Genomic DNA, 22,134 nt, shown 5'->3' with positions numbered 1-22,134 from the left:
TGACGCCCACATGGATATCCCCTGGTGGCGCGATGCCGTCGTCTACGAGATCTACGTTCGCAGCTTCGCCGACGCCTCCGGAGACGGCGTCGGCGACCTGGCCGGGGTACGGGAACGGATTCCGTACCTGAGGAGGCTGGGGGTCGACGCCATCTGGCTGACGCCGTTCTACCCGTCCCCGATGGCCGACGGCGGTTACGACGTGGCGGACTACCGCGGCGTCGACCCGCTGTTCGGCACGCTGGCCGACTTCGACGCGCTGGTGGCCGAGGCCCACGGGCACGGGCTGAAGGTGCTCGTGGACGTCGTCCCCAACCACAGCTCCTCCGAGCATCCCTGGTTCCAGGCCGCGCTGCGGGGCGAGGGCCGCGACCGTTACCTCTTCCGCGACACGATCAACAACTGGCAGTCCACGTTCGGCGGCCCGGCGTGGACCCAGACCCCCGACGGGCAGTGGTACCTGCACCTGTTCGCCCCCGCCCAGCCCGACTTCAACTGGCGCAACCCCGAGGTGCACGCGGAGTTCCTCGACGTCCTGCGGTTCTGGCTGGACAAGGGCGTCGACGGGTTCCGCATCGACGTCGCGATGGGCCTGTACAAGGCCGAGGGGCTGCCGGACGTCGGCGACCAGTCGTTCAAGTCGGTCTCGCCGGTCTGGGGGCAGCCCGAGGTGCACGGCGTCTACCGCGACTGGCGCAAGGTGCTCGACGGCTACCCGGGCGAGCGCATGGCCGTCGGCGAGGTCTGGACCGACAGCGCCGAGGATCTCGCCCTCTACGTGCGGCCCGACGAGCTGCACCAGAGCTTCAACTTCGCCTGGCTCCAGGCGCCCTGGTCGCCGACCGCGTTCAAGAAGGTGATCGACGACACCCTGGCCTCGGTGCCGTACGCCACCTGGGTGCTGTCCAACCACGACGTCGTACGCCATCGCACCCGCTACGGGACCGCCGATCCCGGCACGGGGCTGGCGCGGGCCAGGGCGGCGCTGCTCACGATGCTGGCGCTGCCCGGCTCGGCCTACCTCTACCAGGGCGAGGAACTGGGCCTGCCCGAGGTGACCGACCTGCCGGACGAGGCCAGGCAGGACCCGGTGTTCGTCCAGTCGGAGGGCAAGCTGCCCGGCCGCGACGGCTGCCGGGTGCCGCTGCCGTGGTCGGCGGAGTCCCCCTCCTACGGGTTCTCGCCGCCCGGCGTGCGGCCGTGGCTGCCGCAGCCGTCCTCCTTCGCCGAGCTGACGGCCGAGAAGCAGGAGGGCGACGCGGACTCGACGCTGGAGTTCTACCGCCGGGCCCTGGCCTGCCGCCGCGAGCTGGCGGGGGACATTCCTTACACCTTGGAGTGGCTGGATTCCCCCGAAGGAGCATTGTTCTTCTCCCGGGGCCCGCTGATCTGCGCGATCAACTGCGGGACGGAGGCCGTACGGCTGCCGGCGCACGACGCGGTGCTGCTGTCCAGCGGCCCGGTCCAGGCGGGGACGCTGCCGCCGGACACCGCCGTGTGGCTGCGCCGGGAGTCATGAGCGAAGGCCGGCCCGCTGCTCGCCGCGGACGGGGATGACGGGCAGCGAGAGCAGCGCGCAGGCCAGGCCCGCCGCGTACGCCGCCCAGTACCCCGTCCCGGTGATCAGCGCTCCGGCCAGCGGGGTCACCGCCAGGGCGACGACGTTCTGGACGGTGTTGTGGGTGCCGAGCACCTTGCCCGCCCAGGCGGGTCCGGCCAGCTCGCCCGCCCTCAGGTAGGCCAGCCCGTTGCCGGACACGGTGAGCACCGAGGCCGTCGCGAGCGCCGCCGGGCCGAGCAGGCTGTCCGTCCCCGTGCCCACGACCAGCAGGGCGAGCACGGCCAGGCAGGCGCAGGTGAGCAGCAGCAGGGGACGCATCCGCAGGCCGACCCGGTCCGACCAGCGGCCCACGGCCACGCGGACCACGGCCCCGGCCACGGCCGACAGGCCGAAGAGCTGGCCGGCCGCCACGGCGTCCCAGCCGTACAGGCCGACGAGGCAGGTGACGCCGTACGTGCTGACCACGATCTGCGGGACCGCGTGCAGCCCGCTGGTCGCGTGCACCCGCCAGAGCGCCGGCTGCCGGTACGGCGAGCGCGCCTGCTCAGCGCTCCCGCCGGAGATCGAGTGCGGCGGCTCGGCCAGGAACAGTGCGGCCAGGACGGCGGCCAGCAGGCTCACGGCGGAGCAGACCAGCAGCACGCCGGGCAGCCCGTGCGCCCGCGCGACCGGCGGCAGCACGAACGCCGCGACGGCCATGCCGAGGGTGTAGGAGACCTGCCGCAGGCCCATGGCGACCCCGCGCTCGGGCGGCTGGAACCAGCGCAGCACGATCCGGCCGCCGCCGACCATGGCCGCCGAGCCGGCCGCGCCGGCCAGCGCCAGCAGCGCGATCACCGCCCAGGCGGGCCCGGCGAAGGCCACGGCGGCGAGCAGCACGGCCGCCAGGCTTACGCCGATGCCGAGCACGAGACGCTCGCCGTGCCGGTCGGCCAGCGCGCCCCAGGCGACGAGCGCGATCAGAACCCCGATTCCCGGGGCGTTCCCAATGATTCCGGCCACCGCCAGCGGAACCCCGAAATGTCGCTCGATTTCCGGCATGACGAGCGGCAGGCCGAAGAGTCCTAAGGTGACGCTCGCGTGGGCGTTGACGCCCAACGCGAGCATCAACCAGCGCTTCCTGCCGGGGCCGGCGGGCGGCTGCGGTTCCAGGGCGGTCAGCCCTCGGCCGCGTAGCGCTTGAGCACGACCAGCTCGTCCTCGGTGAGCCGGCGCGGCGCGGCCCGTTCGACGTCGTAGGCCACGATCACCGAGGTGGCGGTCACGTAGATCTCGTCGTCGTCGCGGATCTCGTAGGACAGGGTGAAGCGGACCGGTCTGATCCCGGTGACCCAGGTCTCGACCCTGACCGGGTCGGGGCGCAGGCCGAGCGGCCGCCGGTAGTCGATCTCGTGGCGGGTCACCACGAGCCCTCCGAAGGGCGCCTCGCCCGCCCGCACCGGATCGATCGCGAACATGCCGAAGCGGGCGTCCTCCAGGTAGTCGAGGAAGCGCACGTTGTTCACATGCCCTTGGGAGTCGATGTCGGCGAATCTGACCATGCGGGGGAAGACGTGCCGGTGCGCCGAGGAGGGTTCTGCCACGTCCGCCACGGTACCCGTACCGTCCGGTCCGCCGGTCACCGGGCCTTGCGGCGGGCCAGGCAGGCCAGCACGGTCAGCACCGAGATCGAGGCCATGCAGGTGAGCGCCCAGCGGTAGCCGGTCACCAGCTCGCCGACCGCCTCCCCGGAGACCTGCGAGAGCGTCCCGGCGAAGACGCGCTGGTGCAGCGCGGCGGGGAGGGGCGCGGTGATGATCGACAGCACCAGGCCGGTGCCGACCACGTTGCCGGTGTTCTGGAGCATGAGGCGCATGGCGTTGACGATGCCGAGGCGGTCGGAGGGCAGGCCGTCCAGGATGGCGGTGGTGTTGGAGGGCAGGAAGACGCCCGAGCCGAGCCCGATGAGCACCAGCCCGGCGGTCACCGCCGCGTACGGCGTGCTCGCCGACATCGTGGCCAGCAGCACCAGCAGCCCGCAGGTCGTGGTGGCGGCCCCGGCCACCGCCAGGGTGCGCGCGCTGGTCAGCCGCTGGAGGAACCCCGACGCCACCGACGCGGCCATGGCCGCCACCGCCAGCGGCAGCACCTTCAACCCGGCCTGTACGGGATCGTCCCCCCGCACGGCCTGGAAGTAGAGCGCGACGAGGAAGACCATGCCCATGCGCGCCACGGCGTTGAGGAAGGAGGCGAGCGTGCCGAAGGCGAAGGCGCGGTCGTGGAACAGCCGCAGGTCCACGACGGGATGGGCGGCCCGCCGCTCCCTGGCCACGAACAGCGGCAGCCCCACGGCGAACGCGCCGAGCCCGGCCAGGACCGCCGGATGCCCCCAGCCCAGCCTGCCGAACTCCGACAACGCCAGCAGCAGCCCGCCCAGCGTGACCAGCACGAACACGCTGCCCGGCAGGTCGAGCCCGCGCTCGCGCCCGGCCGGCTCGGTCCGCCGCAGCGTGACCGCGCCCCACACCAGGCAGATCACGCCGATGGGCACGTTGAACCAGAACACCCAGCGCCAGCCCAGGTTCGAGGCGAGCACACCGCCGAGCGTCGGGCCGATCAGCCCGGCGATGGAGAAGGAGGCCACGTAGACGCCCATGCCCTCGCCCAGCCGCTCGCGCGGGAAGGCGTCGCTGACCAGGGCGGCGCTGTTGGTGAGCAACATCGCGGCGCCGACGGCCTGCACGACCCGCATGGCCACGATCACCCACGCGCCGGGCGCGAACCCGGCGAGCAGGGCGGCCGCGGTGTAGACGGCCAGCCCGAGCAGGTACATCCTGCGCCTGCCGAACATGTCGGCCAGACGACCGAATACCACCATGAGGACGGTCGTGGTCAACTGGAAGCCCAGCAGGATCCAGCCCGCGGCCGTGGCGTCGGCCCCGGTGTGCCGGGCGATCTCGGGCAGCGCGACGTTGATCGAGCTGCCGCCTAACCCGGTCAGCACGCTGGCCAGGCTCACGACCGAGAGCGTGCGCCAGGCGTGGCCGACGGATTCGGTGGTCGTCGTCACCAAGGGCCTGTCCTTTCTAGATTTTAATACTAGAATCCAGTTCAAGTCGTCGGCGGGTCAAGGATCGAGGTGTCGGATGAGCGGGATCGTCGAAGGTCGCGTGGTGATCGTCACGGGTGCGGCCAGGGGCATCGGGCGCGGGCACGCGCTGGAGTTCGCCAGGCAGGGTGCGAAGGTCGTGGTCAACGACCTGGGCGCGGAGGTGGACGGCACCGGTTCGTCCGGGGCCGCCGCCGAGGTCGTGGCCGAGATCGAGGCCATGGGCGGCCAGGCGATCGTCAACGGCGAGGACGTCTCCGACTTCGAGGGCGCCGAGCGCCTGATCAGATCGGCCGTCGAGCATTTCGGCGACCTGCACGTGCTGGTCAACAACGCCGGAATCCTGCGCGACCGCATGCTGGTCAACATGACCGCCGACGAGTGGGACGCGGTGATCAGGGTGCACCTGCGCGGCACGTTCGCGCCCCTGCGGCATGCCGCCGCCTACTGGAGGGCCAAGGCGAAGTCCGGCGAACGCCTCGATGCCCGGATCATCAACACGACGTCGTCCTCCGGCATCTACGGCAACCCGGGCCAGGGCAACTACGGCGCCGCCAAGGCGGGCATCGCGGGGCTGACCGTGATCGCCGCCAGGGAGCTGGAGCGCTACGGCGTGACCGTCAACGCCGTCGCCCCCGCCGCGCTCACCCGCATGACGGAGAACCTGATCCCGGCCGGGGCGACCGGCGCCGACCCCGACGACATCGCGCCGCTGGTGGTCTGGCTGGCCAGTGCCGAGGCGCGGGCCGTCACCGGGCGGGTGTTCAACGTGCGCGGCGGCATGATCAGCGTGGCCGAGGGCTGGCACGCCGGGCCCGGCGTGGACAAGGGCTCCCGCTGGGACCCGGCCGAGCTGGGCGCGGTCATCCCCGCCCTGGTGGACAAGGCCGCCCCCAACGCCCTGACCAACGGCCGCGTCCCCGGACGGGAGGACTGACATGCCGCTCGACCACTCGCTGATCGGCGTCGAGGGCCCGGCACACGAGCGTACGTGGACGGCCAAGGACACCATGCTGTACGCCCTCGGCGTCGGCTCCGGCCTCGACGAGCTGGAGTTCGCCACCGAGAAGGGGCAGCGGGTGCTGCCGACGTTCGCGGTGCTGGCCGCGCAGTCGCCGGGGCGGCGGCTGGGCGACTTCGACCCGGCCCTGCTGGTCCACGCCGAGCAGGGCTTCGAGCTGCGCCGGGAGCTGCCGGCCGCGGGCGGCGTGCGGACGACGTCGAAGGTGACGGGCATCTACGACAAGGGCTCGGGCGCGCTGGTGACCACCGAGGCCAGGGCCGTGGACCTGGAGACCGGCGAGCTGGTGATCGCCTCCCACAGCTCGGTGTTCATCCGGGGCGAGGGCGGCTTCGGCGGCGACCGTGGGCCCCGCGACGAGTGGACGGTCCCGGACCGGGCGCCCGACCACAAGGTGACCTGCCCGACCCGGCCGGACCAGGCGCTGATCTACCGGCTGTCGGGCGATCTCAACCCGCTGCACAGCGATCCTGAGTTCGCCGCCAGGGCCGGGTTCGACCGGCCGATCCTGCACGGGCTGTGCACGTACGGGGTGACCGGGCGGGCGTTGCTGCACACGCTCGCCGGGTCGGACCCGTCGCGGTTCGGGGCGATGTCGGGCCGGTTCAGCAGCCCGGTCTTCCCCGGCGAGTCACTGACCGTCTCCATCTGGGCCGACGGCGACGACGTGCTGTTCAGGACCGCCAAGGACGACGGGACGGTGGTGATCGACCGCGGACGGGCGACGATCAGTCGTCACCGAGCCCTCTGAGGGGATCGAGGCGGTGGATGAGCTTCATCGCCGCCTCGATGATCTCCCTGGCCTCCTCCTCGGTGTCGGACGTGGCCACCTCGCGGGCGGCCTCGCCGATGATGCTGGTCAGCACCGCCACGGTGAACCGGTCGAGCGGGTCTCCCCCGGCGCCGAGCAGGACGGCGTTCTGGCGCACCCACTCGCGCCCGCGGGTGCGGCGGATCAGCTCGAAGCCGGGCGGGCCGTCGCCGTCGATGAAGAGCCTGACCAGGTCGCGCCGGTCCCAGGCGCCGTCGAGGTAGGCGCGGGCCCCGGCGATCAGCAGCTCGACGGGGTCGCTGACGCCCGCCTTCTTGGCCTTGGCGACACTGGCGGCCGAGGCCTGCTCGTGGGCCGCCTGGTGGTCCTCGTAGAGGGCGAGGAACAGCTCGGTCTTGCCGCCGAAGTGGTGGTAGAGGCTGCCGACGCTGGAGCCGGCGCGGGCCACCACCTCCGAGACGTTGGAGTCGGCGAAGCCGTGCTCGCTGAAGACCTCACGGGCCGCCTGCAACATGCTCTTGCGCGTCTGAGCCGTGCGGCTCCACTCCCACGAGGACTTGCGTGCCATGCCGCCCATTCTAGCCCGGTAAATTCTAGAATCTGATTCTTGACCAGGGCGGCACGGGGGCTAGAATCCAGTACTAGAGAATGATTCTAGAAATTCAGGAGGCGGCCGTGGACTTCTCGCTCAGCCCGGAGGAACGCCAGATCCGCGACACCGTACGTTCCTTCGTCGAGAAGGAGGTCATGCCGCTGGAGCCCGAGGTCCTGCGCAACGAGCGCGAGGGCCGTCCGGGGCTCGATCCCGAGGTCGTGCGCGACCTGCGCGCCAAGGCCAGGAAGTCCGGCTTCTGGGGCATCAACACCCCCGAGGAGTACGGCGGCGCGGCGCTCGGCCCGATCATGTCCGCGATCATCGCCATGGAGATGGGCCGCACGTTCGTGCCCTTCTCCTTCGGCGGCAGCGCCGACAACATCCTGTACGCCGGCACCGACGAGCAGAAGCGCCGCTACCTCGTCCCCACCATCGAGGGCGAGCGGCGGTCCTGCTTCGCGATCACCGAGCCCGGCGCCGGCTCCGACGCCCGCAACATCCGCACCCGCGCCACCCGCGACGGCGCCGAGTGGGTGATCAACGGCGAGAAGACGTTCATCACCGGCGGCAGCGAGGCCGACTTCGTCATGGTGTTCGCGGTGGCCGAGGGCCACGGCGTGACGTGCTTCCTGGTCGACCGGGACATGGGCTGGAAGTCCGAGCCCATCCCGACCATGGGCGAGTGGGGCCCGGCGGCGCTGGTGTTCGAGGACGTACGGGTGCCCGAGGAGAACATCCTGGGCGAGCTCGGCAAGGGCTTCGAGCTTGCCATGCAGTGGATCGGGCAGGGACGCTACATGATCCCGGCCCGTGCCATCGGCTCCGCCGAGCGCATGCTCCAGATGGCCGTCGACTACGCCAAGATCCGCAAGTCGATGGGCCAGGCCATCTCGGAGTACCAGGCCATCCAGTGGATGATCGCCGACTCCCAGGTGGAGATCGAGGCGGCCAAGTGGCTCACCCTCTACGCGGCCTGGCAGGTGCAGCAGGGCATGGACGCCCGGCACGCCTCCTCCATCGCCAAGCTCAACGGCGCCGTGATGGCCAACCAGGTCGTGGACCGGGTGCTGCAGATCCACGGCGGCATGGGATACACCAAGGAGCTGCCGATCGAGCGGTGGTACCGGGAGCTGCGCCTGCTGCGCATCTTCGAGGGCACCGACGAGATCCAGCGCCGCACGATCGCCCGCAACCTCATCAAGGGCCACGCCAGGCTCGGCCTGATCGGAGAGTAGCCCCATGTCGGTCGAGGCACTGTTCAACCCGCGCTCGATCGCCCTGGTGGGGGCCACGGACAAGTCGGGCTGGTCGGTCAGCACGCTGCTGAACCTGCGTACCCACGGCTTCTCCGGGCCCGTCCACCTGGTCAATCCCAGGGGCGGGGTGGTGCACGGATCGCCGGCCTTCCGCAGCCTGACCGAGATCCCCTCCCCGGTCGACCTGGCCTACGTCATGGTGCCGACCGCGGCCGTGCTCGGCGTGCTGAAGGAGGGCGCCAAGCTGGGCATCGGCTGTTACGTGATCCTCACGGCGGGGTTCGGGGAGGCGGGCGCGGAGGGCGCTCGCCTGGAGGCCGAGATCGCCGGGTTCGCCCGCGAGCACGGCCTGACGATCCTCGGGCCGAACGGCAACGGCTACATCAACGCCGCCGCCGGCGTGACCCCGTACGGGCTGCCCATCCCCGAGCCGCTGCTGCGCGGGTCGGTCGGCGTGGTGTTGCAGAGCGGCGCGCTGGCCAGCTCGGTGCTCGGCTTCGCCCAGGCCCGCAACGTCGGCATCAGCCTGCTGACCTCGATGGGCAACGAGTCGGTCGTCACGGTCACCGACGTCGTCGACCACCTCGTGGACGACCCGGCGACCAAGGTCGTCGCCCTGTTCCTGGAGACGATCAGGAACCCGGCCGAGTTCTCCCGGGTCGCGCGCCGGGCGCTCGTCGCGGGCAAACCGATCGTCGCGCTCAAGATCGGCCGCAGCGGGCTGGCCTCGCACACGGCGCAGGCCCACACGGGCGCGCTCGTCGGCGACGACGACGTCATCGACGCCGCGATGCGCCAGCTCGGCGTGATCAGGGTGCGCTCGCTGGAGGACCTCATCATCACCGCCGGGCTGCTGGCCGCCACCGGGCCGCTGCCCGGCCGCCGGATGGGCGTCGTGACGCCGTCCGGCGGCGCGTCCGAGATCATCGCCGACCGGGCCGAGGACGAGGGCCTGGAGCTGCCGCCGTTCGCCCCGGCGACGGTCGAGCGCCTGGCCGGGATCGTGCCGTCGTTCGGCACCGTGCAGAACCCGCTCGACGTCACCGGTTACGTGCTCGTCGACCGCACCCTGCTCGGCCGCGCCCTGGAGACGGTGACCGCCGATCCCGGCATCGACCTGGTCATGCTGCTGTCCGAGCCGCCCAGGACCGCCCCTCCGGACCCGGCCCCCGTGCTCGCGATGTACGAGGCCAGCTCGCGGCGCATCGCCGAGTCGCCGGTGCCCGTCGTGGTGGTGAGCAACGTGCTGACCGACGTCACGGAGTTCGGGCGGCGGGTGCAGAAGGAGACCGGGTTCCCGTACGTCATGGGCGGGATCGAGCACGGGCTGACCGCGATCGGCGCGGCGGTGCGCTGGTCGGAGGCGCACCGCAGGGCGCTCACCAGCGCCCCGGCCGGGCGCGCGGCGGTCACCGGCGCGCCCGAGGGCGCGAGCGGCGTGTGGGCCGAGCACCGGGCCGCCGCCCTGCTCGCCGCCGCCGGGCTGCCCGTGGTGCCGTCCGAGACCGCGGCGGACGAGGCGGCGGCGGTCGCGGCGGCCGAACGTTTCGGCTACCCGGTCGTGCTCAAGGCCGCCGCCGAAGGGCTTGGGCACAAGAGCGACATCGGCGGCGTACGGCTCGGGCTGTCCGGGCCCGAGGAGGTGCGGCAGGCCTACCGGGAGGTGGTGGCCGCGGCGCGGGCGCACGCCCCGGACGCGGGCGCCCTCATCCAGCCGCAGCGCGGCGGCGGGGTCGAGCTGCTGGTGGGCGTGGTGCGCGACCCGGCCTGGGGGCTCACCCTCGCGGTCGGGCTCGGCGGCGTCTGGGTGGAGGTGCTGCGCGACGCGGCCCTGCGCGTGCTGCCGGTGGACGCAGTCGAGGTCCGCCGGGCCCTGTCCGAGCTGCGCGGCGCGGCCCTGCTGGACGGCGCCAGGGGCACCGAGCCGGCCGACCTGGACGCGGTGGCCGACGTGGTGACCCGGATCGCCGCCTTCGCCGAGAGCCTGGGCGACGCCCTGGAGTCCCTGGAGATCAACCCGCTCCTGGTCACCGGCTCCCGCGTCGAGGCCCTGGACGCCCTCATCACCTGGCGCCCACCGGCCCCCTGACCTCGGCCGCCCCGGGCGGGACCGCCACGCGCGGCCCCGCTCAGTGCCCGAGGCTCTTCAGCAGGATCATCACGGCCCCCAGAGCCCCCGCACCGGCACCGCAGAGCAACCGGACCCAGAGCCGGTCGGTCTTCGGCGCCGCCGCGAAGAAGCCCAGCACGGTGAGCAGGACGACCGACACGACGATCTCCAGGTACACCGACGCGTCCACGGACATCGCCCCGGTCATCGCCACGCACAGGATCACCGTGAGCGGCACCAGCCCCCACAACATGCCGGTGGACCGCATCACCGCGCCTCTCACCGCCTGGCGCACGTCCGGCGACCGGTCGCCGACGATCTCCGCGAACGCGTGCGCGATCCAGAACACGATGACCGTGCCGATCGCGGTCACCAGCAGCTCGTCGGCGTCGCTGATGAAGTGCGAGAGCCCGGACACGACGCCGGCCGTCAGGATGGTCCCGTAGACCGACTCGCCGTTGACGAACCGCCCCACCCCGCGCGCGGCTCCCGTTCCCACCCGACGAATCTAGTACGGCCCCCGCCCCCGCCCCGGCACCCGACGCGCCCCGCCTGCCCGGATTCTCTGGGTCCATGGCGCCCCGGTCCCGGATTCACAAGGTCCGGGGCGCCGCGGTGACGGACGTCCGCGTCCGCAGCAGCGCGGTCGTCGTCACCGGTCCGGCGGTCACCCCTGTGGTTACTCGACCTCGATCGGCAGCTCGTAGATTTCCGTCGTGGGATGGCCGGCCTTCTCGTGCACCCGCATCACCGCGTCCTTCGACGGCCCCGAGGACAGGCAGAACACCTTGCCCGAGTCGGGGTCGAGCCAGGCGCGCTCGAAGTGCACGCCCTCGGCGTCCTCGACCGCCAGGTCCCGCTCGTGTGCCTCGCGCAACTGCTCCTCGGTGACACCGACGAAACCACTGTGCACGTCCATGAACTTCGGCATCGCCGTCTCCTCTTCTCATGGTCTTCCGCTTCCGATGGAGAGGCGTTCCATCCCGTTCCATGCCGTTCCATCGGCCGTCCGGGCTCGCCTGCCCGGAGGGCCGACCGGGGAACCTAGGGCAGCCGGGACGCCAGGACGAGGGTCGCGGCCGAGGCGAACATGCCGCCGTTGCCCAGCACCACGCTCACCTCCACGTCCGGCACCTGCGCCGCCGCCTCCCCCCGGAGCTGCCGCACCGACTCCTGGATGGCGAACATGCCGTACATGCCGGTGTGGGTGTAGGACAGTCCGCCGCCGTTGGTGTTCATCGGCAGCCGGCCGCCGGGCGAGGTGTGCCCCTCGGCGACGAACGCCCCCGCCTCGCCCCGGCCGACGAAGCCCAGGTCCTCCAGCCCGTAGATGGGCACGTGGGCGAAGGCGTCGTACACCATCAGGTGGTCGACGTCGTCGTGCGAGATCTTGGCCTCGGCGAAGGCGGCCTCGCCGGACAGGCGGAAGCCCTTGGAGGTGGTGAAGTCCTCCATCTGCGAGACCATCGGCGCGTCCATGGCCTCGCCGGAGCCCAGCAGGTACACCGGCGAGCGGCGCGACAGCTCCTCGGAGGTGACGACCAGCGCACCGCCGCCGTCCGTCACCAGGCAGCATTCCAGCAGGTGGAAGGGGTAGGCGACCATCTTCGAGTCGAGCACGTCCTCGACCGTGATGAGGTCGCGGTACATCGCCCGCGGGTTGCGGGAGGACCAGCGGCGCTGCGCGACCGCCACCTCGGCCAGTTGCTCGTGGGTGAGGCCGGTCTCCTTCATGTGGCGCAGCGCCGTGACGGTGAACGACGTCGGTGGCCCGGCCACCCCGTACGGCAGCTCGAACTGCCCCAAAAGCGAGTCCGCGCCCAGCCCCCACCGGCCCGCGCCGACGCGCGACCTTCCCGACTCGCCGTGGGTGATCAGCACGGTACGGCACAGCCCGGCCCGGATGGCGGCGGCGGCGTGCCGTACGTGGAACAGGAACGACGACCCGCCCACCCCCGTGCCGTCGAGCCAGGAGGGCGTGATGCCGAGGGCGTGGGCGATCTGGATCGGGCCGGGCGTGCCGACCGTGGCGATGCCGTCGATGTCATGTTTCGTCATGCCCGCGTCGGCGAGGGCGTTGCGCGCGGCCTCCAGGTGGAGCTGGAAGGTGGAGCGGTCCGGCAGGCGGCCGATCTCGTCGGTCTCGGCCGCCCCGGCGATCACGATGTTCATCGGGCGCCTCCGGCGGGCTCGAAGAGCGGCACGTGCACGTCGCCGCGCCGCTCGAACACCACCCGCAGCTCCATGTCCAGCGGCAGGTTCTCGGGGGTGCTGGGCACGCCCACGATGTTCGTCATCATCCGCACGCCCTCCTCCAGCTCCACGACGGCGATGGCATACGGTCCGTCGGCCTCGAAACCGGGCGCGGGCCTGTGGTTGATGACGTACGAGTACAGGGTGGCGCGGCCCGTCGCGCGTACCCACTCCACGTCGTCGCCGCCGCAGTGGGGGCAGCTCGGCCGGGGGTAGAAGTAGTGCCGCGCGCACGTCTGGCAGCGCTGGATCCTGAGCTCTCCCGCGGCCGTGCCGTCCCAGAACGGTTGGGTCTCGGGCGTGGGCTTCGGTACCGGTTTCATCGGCCTCCCTAATCTGGTTCTAGAATCCCACTCTAGATCTAGGTTCGGTTCCGAGGGAAGGCTCAGGACTTCAGGGACGCGGGGACCTCAGGGGGTGGGGGTGGTCAGGGACGGGGGGGCGGTCAGGGACGGGGGGGCGGTCAGGGGCTGGGGATGCCGTCGCCGTTGCGGCCGCGTCCGGCCAGCACCTCCTCCAGCGTCGGACGGGTCTCGTCCGGCTCGCGGAACCCCGGACAGGCGAGCTGGATCAGCACCCCGTGCGCCTCCTTGGGGTGCAGGAACACCTCCTGCCAGCGGACGTCGGCCCGGTTGAGCCCGTGCAGCCGGTAGCCGCGCTCGGTGAGCCGGGCGACGGCCGCGTCCATGTCGCCGACGTGGAAGTTCAGATGGTGGACGCCACCCCGCCCCCGCGTCAGCCCGAAGAAGCTGTCGAAGAACGTGGACCCGGCCAGCGGCTCCATGAGCTCGATCTTGCTCCCGTTCTGGTACGTGAGCTGCAGCGTGCGGTACCCGTTGACCCGGTTGTCACCCCCGCCCCCCAGGTGGCGGCCCCCGAGCAGGTCGCGATAGATCGGCAGCAGGTCCCTGATCCGGGGAGCGGCCACGGCCGTGTGGTCGAAGGTCACGTCGAGGCCGTCAAGTTCCAGGTCCACGCACGGCTCCTTACTACGAGCGAATCCTAGAATTTGATTCTAATCACCTCATACCGGGTACGCACTCTTGACGTCCGCCGATGCGAGGAGCAGCATCTCAGAAATGGATTCTAGAGCTAGCTTCTAGAACTCATGACGGGGGGCCTAGGCTCGACAGAAAGGCTTGTCATGAGGCTGTCCTACGTCCGCGAGCTCGACGAGTACCCGACCGGCGCCCGCCGGATGAAGATCCTCACCATGGCCGTGCTGGCCATCCTCATCGGCTCCTACGAAGGGCAGATCGCGCCCGTCGTACCCCTCCTGCTCAAAGACCTGAACATGTCCCTGGCCACGTACGGCGCGGTCTCGGGGGCCGCGGCGGTGGCCGGGGCGATCGCCTCCATCCTGGGCGGCAGGCTCACCGACCGGGTCGGCCGGGTCCGCCTGCTCATCCCGCTCATGGCCCTCACCGCCGTGTGCTGCTTCGCCATGACGCTCGTGCACAGCCCGCGCGACCTGCTGATCGCCCGCATCCTGCTGGCCTTCGTGGACGGCGTGGCCATGGCCTCCACCGCGCCGCTGATCCGCGACTTCTCGCCCCGGCTCGGGCGGGCGCAGGCGTTCGGATTCTGGACGTGGGGCCCGGTGGGCGCGAACTTCCTGGCCGCCGCCGTCGCCGGCTGGACGCTGCCGATCTTCGACGAGTCGTGGCGGTCGCAGTTCGTCATCATGGGCTGCTTCTCTCTGGTGATCTCGGCGGTCATCGCGTTCAACATCGCCGACCTGTCCCCCGAGCTGCGCGCCAGGATCCAGCACACGGAACGGGCCGCCGAGGAGGTCGTCGACCTGCGGCGCCCGCCCACCATCCGGTCGCTGTTCGCGCGCCGCAACATCTGGGCCCACGTCGTCGGCATCTCGCTCTGGCTGGTGCTCTACATCACGCTGTCGCTGTTCGGCCAGACGATGCTGGTGGGCTCGCTCGGCATCAGCAGCGCGCAGGCGTCCACGATCATGGCCGCGTTCTGGAGCCTCAACCTCATCACGCTGATCGTCACCGGACGTCTGTCGGACCGTCTGCAACTGCGCAAGCCGTTCTCGCTCGCCGGCACGATCGCCGCGGTCCTGGTCACCGCCTACCTCGCCGTCGCACTCGGCCAGGAAGGCGTCTCCACCGGCACGCTCATGGTGGCCGGCGCCCTGCTCGGCGGCTCGCTCGGCGTCGCGTACGCCCCCTGGATGGCCAACTACTCCGAGGACGCCGAGGACGCCGACCCGCGCCTGCAGGGCACGGCCTGGGGGCTGTTCGGCTTCCTGAGCAAGGCGATCGCGGTGGTCGGGCTGCTGGTCATCCCGCACGTCGTGGCGGCCACGAGCTGGCAGACCTGGCTGTTCGTGGCGCTGGGCTGCCTGGTGCTGTTCATCCCCGCGATCCTGCTGTTCAACGGCCCCTGGCGACGCACCACCCCGGCCCCCGTACCGATCGCCCTCACCGAAGCCGAAGGCTGATCCCCCGTCGTACAAGGCTCGTCCGGGCCCTCCCGCATGGCGCTCCGGCCCCTCACAACACGCGAAAAGCGGCGAGCCCCTGGGAAGAGGCCCGCCGCTCGTCGGCTCGGGACGTCAGTCCCGGTGCAGCTTCCGGTACGTCACCCGGTGCGGACGGGCCGCGTCGGCACCGAGACGCTCGATCTTGTTCTTCTCGTAGTCGGCGAAGTTGCCCTCGAACCAGAACCAGTTCGAGCCTTCCTCCCACGCGAGGATGTGGGTGGCGATGCGGTCGAGGAACCACCGGTCGTGCGAGGTGATCACCGCGCAGCCCGGGAAGTCGAGCAGCGCGTTCTCCAGCGACGACAGCGTCTCGGTGTCGAGGTCGTTGGTCGGCTCGTCCAGCAGCAGCACGTTGCCGCCCTGCTTGAGGGTGAGCGCCAGGTTGAGCCGGTTACGCTCGCCGCCCGACAGCACGCCGGCCTTCTTCTGCTGGTCGGGCCCCTTGAACCCGAACGCCGCGATGTAGGCCCGCGACGGCATCTCGACGTTGCCGACCTTGATGTGGTCGAGCCCGTCGGAGACGACCTCCCAGACGTTCTTGTTCGGGTCGATGCCGCCCCGGCTCTGGTCGGCGTAGGAGATCTTCACGGTCTCGCCGACCGTGATCGACCCCGTGTCCGGCGTCTCCCCACCCGTGATCATGCGGAACAGCGTGGTCTTGCCGACGCCGTTGGGGCCGATGACGCCGACGATGCCGTTACGCGGCAGGTCGAACGTCAGGCTCTCCATCAGCAGGCGGTCGCCGAAGCCCTTGGTGAGCTCGTCGGACCTGATCACCGTGGTGCCCAGACGCGGGCCCGGCGGGATCTGGATCTCCTCGAAGTCCAGCTTGCGGAACTTGTCGGCCTCGGCCGCCATCTCCTCGTACCGCTGGAGACGGGCCTTGCTCTTGGTCTGGCGGGCCTTGGGGTTGGAGCGCACCCACTCCAGCTCGTCCTCCAGGCGCTTCTTGCGCTTGGCGTCCTTCTGGCCCTCGACCCTGAGACGCTGGGCCTTCATGTCGAGGTAGGTGGAGTAGTTGCCCTCGTAGGGGTAGCAGCGACCGCGGTCGAGCTCCAGGATCCAGGTGGCCACGTTGTCCAGGAAGTACCGGTCGTGGGTGACGGCCAGCACCGTGCCGGGGTACTTCTCCAGGTGCGACTCCAGCCACTGCACGCTCTCGGCGTCGAGGTGGTTGGTGGGCTCGTCGAGCAGCAGCAGGTCGGGGGCCTCAAGCAGCAGCTTGCACAGCGCCACGCGGCGGCGCTCACCACCGGACAGCTTGCTCACCTCGGCGTCGGGCGGCGGGCAGCGCAGGGCGTCCATCGCCTGCTCCAGCTGGCTGTCGAGGTCCCACGCGTTGCGGTGCTCCAGCTGATCCTGGAGCTTGCCCATCTCCGCCAGCAGTTCGTCGCTGTAGTCGGTGGCCATCTGCTCGGCGATCTGGTTGTAGCGCTCGAGCATCGCCATCGTCTCGGCGACACCCTCCTGCACATTGCCCAGAACGGTCTTTTCCTCGTTGAGCGGCGGCTCCTGCTGGAGCATGCCGACCGTGAAGCCCGGCATCAGCTTGGCGTCGCCATTGGACGGCTGCTCCAGGCCGGCCATCATCCGGAGCAGCGTCGACTTACCGGTGCCGTTCGGCCCCAGGACACCGATCTTGGCTCCGGGCAGGAACGACAGCGTGACGTCGTCAAGGACAACCTTGTCGCCGTGCGCCTTGCGCACGCGCTGCAGCGTGTAGATGTACTCCGGCATGCTCCCTAGCTTAGAGGCTGCACGCCCAGGCTTCCGCCGCCCAGCCCCATTCCCCTCCGCCCTTCCCTCCCCCCGCCACCCCTCAGCCCCTCGACGCCACAGTCCTCACGGGGTCTTCCGGCCGGGCAGAACCCCCTGCCGCCGCAGCCGAACGCCCACCCTCGGCAGGACACCGATCAGCCCGTCAGCACCAATGGCGACCCCCGATCAACACCGCCTCCGGTCGGCGAAGCCGACCCGGTCACGAACCGGTGGTCCGCGCCTGCGCGCTCCAAGCACCCGACGATTCGACGTCAGCGGACCGCGTCCTCCCTGACCGCCCCCGCAACGTCCGTCGTCACGCCCTCCCCGGTGGCGAGAAGCGCGGCGGCCGCGGCCCGCGCTCGCAGCGCAGGGCGGATTGAACGTTCGCGTACCGCCGTGACGATGGCCCCGTCCACCAGCAGCACGAACAGGTGCGCCAGCTCGACGGCGTCGGGCCGCGCGTCCCGCTCGATCAACTCCGCCACGTAGGCCCGCACGCGCTCCTTGTGCTCGGCCGCCACCCGATGGGCCGCGCTGTCCGGGTCCGCCGTCTCGATCATGGTGTTGATGAAGGCGCAACCACGGAAGTCCGCTCTCGCGAACCGCTCGGCCAGGGCGTCGAAGACGTTCAGCGCATGCCCACCCAGAGCCTCCACCCGTTCGGCCAGCCATGCCCGCCACCGCTCGTCCCGCCGCCGCAGCACCGCGACGACCAGGTCGTCCTTGCTCGGAAAGTGCCGGTAGAAGGAGGCACGCCCCACGCCCGACACACTCAGGATCCGCTCGACCCCGACGGCTCTGATCCCCTCCGCGTAGAAGAGGTCCTCGGCGGCGTCGAGCAGTCGTTCGCGGGCGCGGGTGGGCATGCCTCCAAGCTATCCCGAACTTTCCTAAAACGGAACCATTCGGTATCGTCTTGCCGAGACGGAACCGATCAGTACCGTTTTGGAGACATCATGCCCCGCCTTCCGCAACTGACCGAAGACCACGACGGTCTGCTCGAACAGACCCGCCGCCAACTCGGCAAGGTCCCCAACCTGTACGCCGCCCTCGCCAACGGCCCCGCCGCCCTGGCCGGCTACCTCGCCATGCGGGAGCACCTCAGCTCGGGCGTCCTCACGCCCAGGCTGCGGGAGCAGATCGCCCTGTTCGTCGCCCAGGAGAACCACTGCACTTACTGCGTGAGCGCCCACACCATGCGCGGTCACCGTATGGGCATGTCCGACGAGGAGCTGATCAAGACCCGCCAGGGCGCCGACGACGAGCCGCACGCGGCAGCCGTCCTGGCGATCACCAGGGCGATCATGCACACGGGCGGCGCGGTGAGCGACGACGACCTGGACGCCGCACGGGCCGCCGGCGTCTCGGACGCGGAGCTCGCCGAGATCGTGGGCCACGTCGCCCTCAACACCTTGTCCAACTACTTCAACCATCTCGCCCAGCCCGAGCTGGACTTCCCGGAGGTGCAGGCGTGAACCCCACCTGGAGAAACGGCACCGTCGAACTCCTCGACGGCTACACGCTGACGGACTCCGAGGGCCGCCGCCTGTCGAAGGTGGAAGGAGTACGGTTCGCCATCGAAGGCGGGTACCTCAACGTCGAGGTCCCGGGTGTACCGCACGTCCAGATCGTCTCGGCGCCCGCCGTCCGCCTCGTCACCTGCGACAGCGTCACCACGTCCTGACATCCCGGCCGGCTTCCCCGGACCGGCACCGGCAGGGGCAGGCCCCTGACCCGCACCTCCCTCAGACGCCTGCCCCCAGCTCCTCCGAGAGCCCTCGGCGGAGGCGGCCGACCGCCGCCCTGCAGATCCGCAGCCGACCGACAGCCCCACGGTCGGGAGATCGACGCACGCGACCGGCACGATCGCCTCGTCGTACGAAGCGAGATCACACGGCTTGCTCCTCGGGCGACGGCGGTTGCGGCGGCTGGACGGCGGGGATGCAGACACGGTCCCGTCCCAGTTCCTTGGCTCGATAGAGCGCCAGGTCAGCGGCGGCCAGCAGATCGATCAGATCGTCACCGTGCACGGTCATCAGCGCGACCCCGACCGAGATCGTGATCCGGATCAACGCGTCGTCCACCGGGGTCGCCATGTGCCCGATGTGCGTACGAAGACGTTCGGCGACCTGCCGAGCCTCGTCGACATCCGCGCCCGGCAGCAGGACGACGAACTCCTCACCTCCGAACCGCCCCACCACGTCGGAGTCCCGCAGCTCCCTGCGCAACATGGCCGCCACCCCGGCGAGGACCTCGTCGCCGACCAGGTGGCCGTGCGCGTCGTTCACGCGCTTGAAATGGTCGATGTCGATGATCAGCAGGGCCAGCGTCTCGCCGCTGCGACGCGCCCGCAGGATCTCGGTGTCGGCCTCCCGCTGCCAGGCGGCCGCGTTGAGCAACCCCGTCTTCGAGTCGGTACGCGCGGCGGCCTGCAACTGCGCGTGCAACAGGCTGCGTTGCAGCAGGACGACCGGCGGCAACGCGAGAACCAGCAGAGCGAGGTTGAGCCCGCACCCGATCGAGACCGTGACCCCGAGGCACAGCTCGACGATGTCCAGCAGCACGCTCTCCCTGTTCCACAGCACCTCCTGCCACGACCCCTCAGGGTCGGACGTGTGCGCCGCGACCGCGATGAGACCGATGTTGAGCAAGGAGAAGAGCACAGCGGCCGTCACCGCGTAGGCGATCGGCGGCCCGCTCCCCTGCGTCAGCACCCAGGGATCCGGGACGACCCAGTGGAAGGCCACCGACGCCGTACACCCGGCCAGACCGATGGCCGCCGAGCTGAACACCCGACGGTAGAGAACTGTGGCGCGGACGCGCACCTGGAGCAGGATCTGCAGCACGATCGGCGCGAAGAGGGCGTAGACCGGCGGCAGGAGCAGTGCGACCGGCAGCCACCAGGCCGACAACAGGTCGCGCGAGACTCCGGCGGGCATGCCCAGACGCCTGCTGGCCTCGATGCAGACCGCGCCGCATGCCATGAGCGCGGCAAAGGTCAGCAAATCCGGCCATTGGAAATCGGTAGATCTCGTGAACAAGGTAATCGCGACGGCATCGAGGGCGACAATGGCGCACAGATACGCCACAAGCGGGCGCCGTTGCCCGAGCAATGGCCAGCGACCGGCCAGTCTTGACACACCGTCGCGAGACTTGATCGTGGCGTGACTGGTCGCCGCCATCTCGTCTCCTCCCTGACTAACGATGTGTAACACAATAATTGCGGAGTGTGCGTTATGCGATGGGAACCGCTACGTTGAAACGACCACGCCCGCTCACTCCGCGAGCGGGCTGCCGGAAAGGAGCAACCATGGTGCGGGGCGTGACCTGGACATGACCCATGCTCTAGGTATCTGACGCGGACAAACACCCCATCGGCCCCCCTTCGGGGTGGCATCGGGGCCATCGGCCGATGCCCCTCCCCCTCCCCTTAGGCCGTCCCCTGCGCGGGGCGCCGACAATCGGCTGCTGCCCCTCCGCCCCGATCGCTTCCCACCCCGTCCACCGGCCGGTGATCGACCGCGAATCGGGATTCACACCGCCAAGGTGCGCATCACTCCAACAACCGGGTGTCTCATCACGCCCGCCGGCCGGGCCTCGCGTCAGACGGCGCACCGTCTCACCCCCATGAGACACACTCCGGTTCCTCACGACGTCCCCTCTGCCGACGTCTGCACGCGCCCGACCGCAGACACCGGCGGCGGGCAGGAGCACCGCGCGTCCGTACGTGCGCGCTCCCGAGTCGGGTGTGCGCAAGCGAAGGTGACCAAGCAGCTTCCCAGGTGGCCGCCCCGAAAGTGCAGCGGACGACCCCCAATGCACTTGACGCGACGTAGGCGAGGGGCGACCCGGCGTAGGCGAGGGCGCCGTGAAGGTGGACAAATCCGCAAGGCGGCGGACAGCCGCGCCGGTGGACGAGCGCCTTCCCAGGTTGGGCCTCCCCGCAGGCTGGAGGTCGCCGCCTTTGTGGGCGGCGCCGTGTGCGCGTACTCCTGTCGGCGAGCGGTCGCTCGCGGTGCGGGGAGGCGCGTGTCTTGCTGGTCGCCTGAGCAAGGCACCGGCACACACGCGCCTCCACCGACAGCGGCCACCCTCACGGCACGAGCATCCACCGACGTCAGTGCCTAGCCGTACAGAGCTCTAGCCGTACAGAGCTCTAGCCGTACAGAGCTCTAGCCGTGCAGATCCCTGGCCGTGTGACGCCCGGCTGTGTGACGCCTGGCTGTGTGACGCCTGGCTGTGTGGATGCCTGGCCGTGGGGTGGTGCTGGTGTCAGGCGGCGGCCTTTTCCGGGATCTGGGTCTTCGTCCGGGGCCGGGCGGTCGGGCCCAGGGGGCGGACTGTGCCGGTCTTCGTTGCCGAGCCACGCACCCGGTGCTCTCGGGTGCCCGTGTCGGCGTCGACGTAGTCTCCCGAGGCGGGAGCGTCTTCCGAGGCGGGGTCGGCCGGGGTTTCAGGGACGGGCACAGGGGGTGTGGCCGGCTTCGGGGTGGTGGCGCCGGGGTCGGTGGCCGCGATGGCCATTGGCGCATGGTCGGCTTCCGGCCTGGCATCCTCGTCGTGAGGCTGGGCGGGGACGGTTCCGGCGGCGTCGGCGGTCAGGGAGACCGACGGGTCGGCGGTCAGGGGGATCGACGGGTCGGCGGTGGGGCGGGACGGCGGGCGGACGGGCCTGGTGCCCATGGCCCAGTCCTGAGTCTCCTCGTCGAGGCGTTCGCGCATCTCCTTGGTCATCGAGCCGAGGCCGCCCCCGCGCTCCGGCTTGGTGAAGGCGCCAGTGCCCCAGCGCAGGTCGTGCCCCACCGCGCTGGCCTCGATCTCCGGCATGAAGCGGCGGTCGCCCTCCGCGCCGAACTCGCGGATGCGGAGCTTGCCGGACACGACGACGGGTTGCCCCGCCCGTACGCAGCCGGCGACGTTGTCGCCCAGCGCCCGCCAGCAGCGGACGGTGAAGCAGACGCGCTCACCGTCGGTCCACTGCCCCGTCTTCCTGTCGAAGTAGCGGTGCGAGGTGAACACCTTCAGCGATGTGACCCTGGTGCCGTCGTCGAAGCTGTACTGCCGTGGCTCTGCTGCGACGTTTCCGGTGAGCGTGATGTAGATGTCGTTCATCCGTGCCTCCCATGATGCGGGCCTGCTGCCCGCGACCTGGGAACACGGTGCCTGAAGGGGGCCGGGTGGGGTGGAGGCGAACGCCGTTCTGTGGATGAGGGG

General features: G+C 70.8%; 21 protein-coding genes. 8 read left to right on the top strand and 13 right to left on the bottom strand.

The window, feature by feature from the left end; translation table 11 throughout:
• Nucleotides 1-10 precede the first annotated feature (10 nt).
• Nucleotides 11-1,519, top strand: coding sequence for an alpha-amylase family glycosyl hydrolase (locus AB0J97_RS24605; protein WP_364092270.1), 1,509 nt, complete (start codon nucleotides 11-13; stop codon nucleotides 1,517-1,519).
• Here the strand turns inward: AB0J97_RS24605 and AB0J97_RS24600 are convergent.
• The 3 genes from AB0J97_RS24600 to AB0J97_RS24590 form a co-directional block, all read right to left on the bottom strand.
• Entirely contained in the window at nucleotides 1,514-2,668 is a 1,155-nt protein-coding gene (locus AB0J97_RS24600; protein WP_364092363.1) for an MFS transporter, read from the bottom strand. The genes AB0J97_RS24605 and AB0J97_RS24600 overlap by 6 nt on opposite strands.
• A gap of 50 nt (nucleotides 2,669-2,718) precedes the next feature.
• Nucleotides 2,719-3,102: a thioesterase family protein gene (locus AB0J97_RS24595; RefSeq protein WP_357705278.1), complete on the bottom strand. Its 384-nt coding sequence runs from the start codon at nucleotides 3,100-3,102 to the stop codon at nucleotides 2,719-2,721.
• Between the two features lie 77 nt (nucleotides 3,103-3,179).
• Nucleotides 3,180-4,610, bottom strand: a complete 1,431-nt coding sequence (locus tag AB0J97_RS24590) for an MFS transporter (protein WP_364092268.1) — start codon at nucleotides 4,608-4,610, stop codon at nucleotides 3,180-3,182.
• A gap of 76 nt (nucleotides 4,611-4,686) precedes the next feature.
• Here AB0J97_RS24590 and AB0J97_RS24585 point away from each other — a divergent pair, with 76 nt between their 5' ends.
• Nucleotides 4,687-5,586: an SDR family oxidoreductase gene (locus AB0J97_RS24585; RefSeq protein WP_364092265.1), complete on the top strand. Its 900-nt coding sequence runs from the start codon at nucleotides 4,687-4,689 to the stop codon at nucleotides 5,584-5,586.
• A gap of 1 nt (nucleotide 5,587) precedes the next feature.
• Entirely contained in the window at nucleotides 5,588-6,421 is an 834-nt protein-coding gene (locus AB0J97_RS24580) for a MaoC/PaaZ C-terminal domain-containing protein (RefSeq protein WP_364092263.1), read from the top strand.
• Here AB0J97_RS24580 and AB0J97_RS24575 read toward each other — a convergent pair.
• Nucleotides 6,399-7,010, bottom strand: a complete 612-nt coding sequence (locus AB0J97_RS24575) for a TetR/AcrR family transcriptional regulator (RefSeq protein WP_357705121.1) — start codon at nucleotides 7,008-7,010, stop codon at nucleotides 6,399-6,401. The two genes, AB0J97_RS24580 and AB0J97_RS24575, sit on opposite strands and share 23 nt — an antisense overlap.
• Before the next feature lie 80 nt (nucleotides 7,011-7,090).
• Here AB0J97_RS24575 and AB0J97_RS24570 point away from each other — a divergent pair, with 80 nt between their 5' ends.
• The gene (locus AB0J97_RS24570; protein ID WP_357705118.1) at nucleotides 7,091-8,272 is read left to right on the top strand and encodes an acyl-CoA dehydrogenase family protein; all 1,182 of its coding nucleotides are present in this window, start codon (nucleotides 7,091-7,093) and stop codon (nucleotides 8,270-8,272) included.
• Nucleotides 8,273-8,276: 4 nt separating this feature from the next.
• Complete coding sequence (locus AB0J97_RS24565) at nucleotides 8,277-10,382, top strand: acetate--CoA ligase family protein (RefSeq protein ID WP_364092261.1); 2,106 nt, start codon at nucleotides 8,277-8,279, stop codon at nucleotides 10,380-10,382.
• 40 nt (nucleotides 10,383-10,422) lie between these two features.
• Here the strand turns inward: AB0J97_RS24565 and AB0J97_RS24560 are convergent, their stop codons facing one another.
• From AB0J97_RS24560 to AB0J97_RS24540, 5 genes are all read right to left on the bottom strand, one after another.
• A complete protein-coding gene (locus tag AB0J97_RS24560; protein ID WP_357705113.1) occupies nucleotides 10,423-10,902 on the bottom strand; it encodes a hypothetical protein in 480 nt (159 codons plus the stop codon).
• 180 nt (nucleotides 10,903-11,082) lie between these two features.
• Entirely contained in the window at nucleotides 11,083-11,334 is a 252-nt protein-coding gene (locus tag AB0J97_RS24555; protein WP_357705111.1) for an SCO4226 family nickel-binding protein, read from the bottom strand.
• A gap of 113 nt (nucleotides 11,335-11,447) precedes the next feature.
• Complete coding sequence (locus AB0J97_RS24550) at nucleotides 11,448-12,575, bottom strand: thiolase (RefSeq protein ID WP_364092258.1); 1,128 nt, start codon at nucleotides 12,573-12,575, stop codon at nucleotides 11,448-11,450.
• The gene (locus tag AB0J97_RS24545; RefSeq protein ID WP_364092256.1) at nucleotides 12,572-12,979 is read right to left on the bottom strand and encodes a Zn-ribbon domain-containing OB-fold protein; all 408 of its coding nucleotides are present in this window, start codon (nucleotides 12,977-12,979) and stop codon (nucleotides 12,572-12,574) included. Before AB0J97_RS24545 ends, AB0J97_RS24550 begins: the two co-directional genes overlap by 4 nt.
• A gap of 140 nt (nucleotides 12,980-13,119) precedes the next feature.
• A complete protein-coding gene (locus tag AB0J97_RS24540; protein WP_364092254.1) occupies nucleotides 13,120-13,632 on the bottom strand; it encodes a VOC family protein in 513 nt (170 codons plus the stop codon).
• Nucleotides 13,633-13,800: 168 nt separating this feature from the next.
• On the opposite strand from AB0J97_RS24540, the gene AB0J97_RS24535 reads away from it, so the two are divergent.
• Entirely contained in the window at nucleotides 13,801-15,117 is a 1,317-nt protein-coding gene (locus AB0J97_RS24535) for an MFS transporter (RefSeq protein ID WP_357705100.1), read from the top strand.
• A gap of 114 nt (nucleotides 15,118-15,231) precedes the next feature.
• Here AB0J97_RS24535 and ettA read toward each other — a convergent pair whose 3' ends face one another.
• Both ettA and AB0J97_RS24525 read right to left on the bottom strand, forming a co-directional pair.
• Nucleotides 15,232-16,896, bottom strand: coding sequence for an energy-dependent translational throttle protein EttA (gene ettA, locus AB0J97_RS24530; RefSeq protein WP_357705098.1), 1,665 nt, complete (start codon nucleotides 16,894-16,896; stop codon nucleotides 15,232-15,234).
• A 293-nt stretch (nucleotides 16,897-17,189) separates the two neighbouring features.
• Complete coding sequence (locus AB0J97_RS24525; protein ID WP_364092251.1) at nucleotides 17,190-17,786, bottom strand: TetR family transcriptional regulator; 597 nt, start codon at nucleotides 17,784-17,786, stop codon at nucleotides 17,190-17,192.
• Between the two features lie 90 nt (nucleotides 17,787-17,876).
• Between AB0J97_RS24525 and AB0J97_RS24520 the strand changes: the two genes are divergently transcribed.
• Both AB0J97_RS24520 and AB0J97_RS24515 read left to right on the top strand, forming a co-directional pair.
• On the top strand, nucleotides 17,877-18,395 hold the full coding sequence (locus tag AB0J97_RS24520) for a carboxymuconolactone decarboxylase family protein (RefSeq protein ID WP_364092249.1): 519 nt from the start codon (nucleotides 17,877-17,879) through the stop codon (nucleotides 18,393-18,395).
• On the top strand, nucleotides 18,392-18,604 hold the full coding sequence (locus AB0J97_RS24515) for a hypothetical protein (RefSeq protein ID WP_364092247.1): 213 nt from the start codon (nucleotides 18,392-18,394) through the stop codon (nucleotides 18,602-18,604). Before AB0J97_RS24520 ends, AB0J97_RS24515 begins: the two co-directional genes overlap by 4 nt.
• Before the next feature lie 205 nt (nucleotides 18,605-18,809).
• Here the strand turns inward: AB0J97_RS24515 and AB0J97_RS24510 are convergent, their stop codons facing one another.
• Nucleotides 18,810-20,102 carry a GGDEF domain-containing protein gene (locus tag AB0J97_RS24510; protein WP_364092245.1) on the bottom strand — a complete coding sequence of 431 codons (1,293 nt, stop codon included), beginning with the start codon at nucleotides 20,100-20,102 and terminating at the stop codon, nucleotides 18,810-18,812.
• A 1,090-nt stretch (nucleotides 20,103-21,192) separates the two neighbouring features.
• A complete protein-coding gene (locus tag AB0J97_RS24505) occupies nucleotides 21,193-22,032 on the bottom strand; it encodes a single-stranded DNA-binding protein (RefSeq protein WP_364092243.1) in 840 nt (279 codons plus the stop codon).
• Nucleotides 22,033-22,134 lie beyond the last annotated feature (102 nt).

Source organism: Nonomuraea sp. NPDC049607 (genome assembly GCF_040675375.1).
Taxonomy (GTDB): Bacteria; Actinomycetota; Actinomycetes; order Streptosporangiales; family Streptosporangiaceae; genus Nonomuraea.
Note: the sequence above shows the minus strand (reverse complement) of the source record. Positions and strands in the feature narration are given on the sequence as shown.

Excerpts from the sequence above, each read along its gene's own strand:
- AB0J97_RS24535 (WP_357705100.1), top strand. The coding sequence starts at position 13,801 with ATGAGGCTGTCCTACGTCCGCGAGCTCGACGAGTACCCGACCGGCGCC.
- AB0J97_RS24525 (WP_364092251.1), bottom strand. The coding sequence starts at position 17,786 with ATGCCCACCCGCGCCCGCGAACGACTGCTCGACGCCGCCGAGGACCTC.
- AB0J97_RS24585 (WP_364092265.1), top strand. The coding sequence starts at position 4,687 with ATGAGCGGGATCGTCGAAGGTCGCGTGGTGATCGTCACGGGTGCGGCC.
- AB0J97_RS24520 (WP_364092249.1), top strand. The coding sequence starts at position 17,877 with ATGCCCCGCCTTCCGCAACTGACCGAAGACCACGACGGTCTGCTCGAA.
- AB0J97_RS24600 (WP_364092363.1), bottom strand. The coding sequence starts at position 2,668 with ATGCTCGCGTTGGGCGTCAACGCCCACGCGAGCGTCACCTTAGGACTC.
- AB0J97_RS24570 (WP_357705118.1), top strand. The coding sequence starts at position 7,091 with ATGATTCTAGAAATTCAGGAGGCGGCCGTGGACTTCTCGCTCAGCCCG.
- AB0J97_RS24510 (WP_364092245.1), bottom strand. The coding sequence starts at position 20,102 with ATGGCGGCGACCAGTCACGCCACGATCAAGTCTCGCGACGGTGTGTCA.
- AB0J97_RS24605 (WP_364092270.1), top strand. The coding sequence starts at position 11 with ATGGATATCCCCTGGTGGCGCGATGCCGTCGTCTACGAGATCTACGTT.
- AB0J97_RS24505 (WP_364092243.1), bottom strand. The coding sequence starts at position 22,032 with ATGAACGACATCTACATCACGCTCACCGGAAACGTCGCAGCAGAGCCA.
- AB0J97_RS24580 (WP_364092263.1), top strand. The coding sequence starts at position 5,588 with ATGCCGCTCGACCACTCGCTGATCGGCGTCGAGGGCCCGGCACACGAG.
- AB0J97_RS24565 (WP_364092261.1), top strand. The coding sequence starts at position 8,277 with ATGTCGGTCGAGGCACTGTTCAACCCGCGCTCGATCGCCCTGGTGGGG.
- AB0J97_RS24555 (WP_357705111.1), bottom strand. The coding sequence starts at position 11,334 with ATGCCGAAGTTCATGGACGTGCACAGTGGTTTCGTCGGTGTCACCGAG.
- AB0J97_RS24595 (WP_357705278.1), bottom strand. The coding sequence starts at position 3,102 with ATGGTCAGATTCGCCGACATCGACTCCCAAGGGCATGTGAACAACGTG.
- AB0J97_RS24575 (WP_357705121.1), bottom strand. The coding sequence starts at position 7,010 with ATGGCACGCAAGTCCTCGTGGGAGTGGAGCCGCACGGCTCAGACGCGC.
- AB0J97_RS24545 (WP_364092256.1), bottom strand. The coding sequence starts at position 12,979 with ATGAAACCGGTACCGAAGCCCACGCCCGAGACCCAACCGTTCTGGGAC.
- ettA (WP_357705098.1), bottom strand. The coding sequence starts at position 16,896 with ATGCCGGAGTACATCTACACGCTGCAGCGCGTGCGCAAGGCGCACGGC.
- AB0J97_RS24550 (WP_364092258.1), bottom strand. The coding sequence starts at position 12,575 with ATGAACATCGTGATCGCCGGGGCGGCCGAGACCGACGAGATCGGCCGC.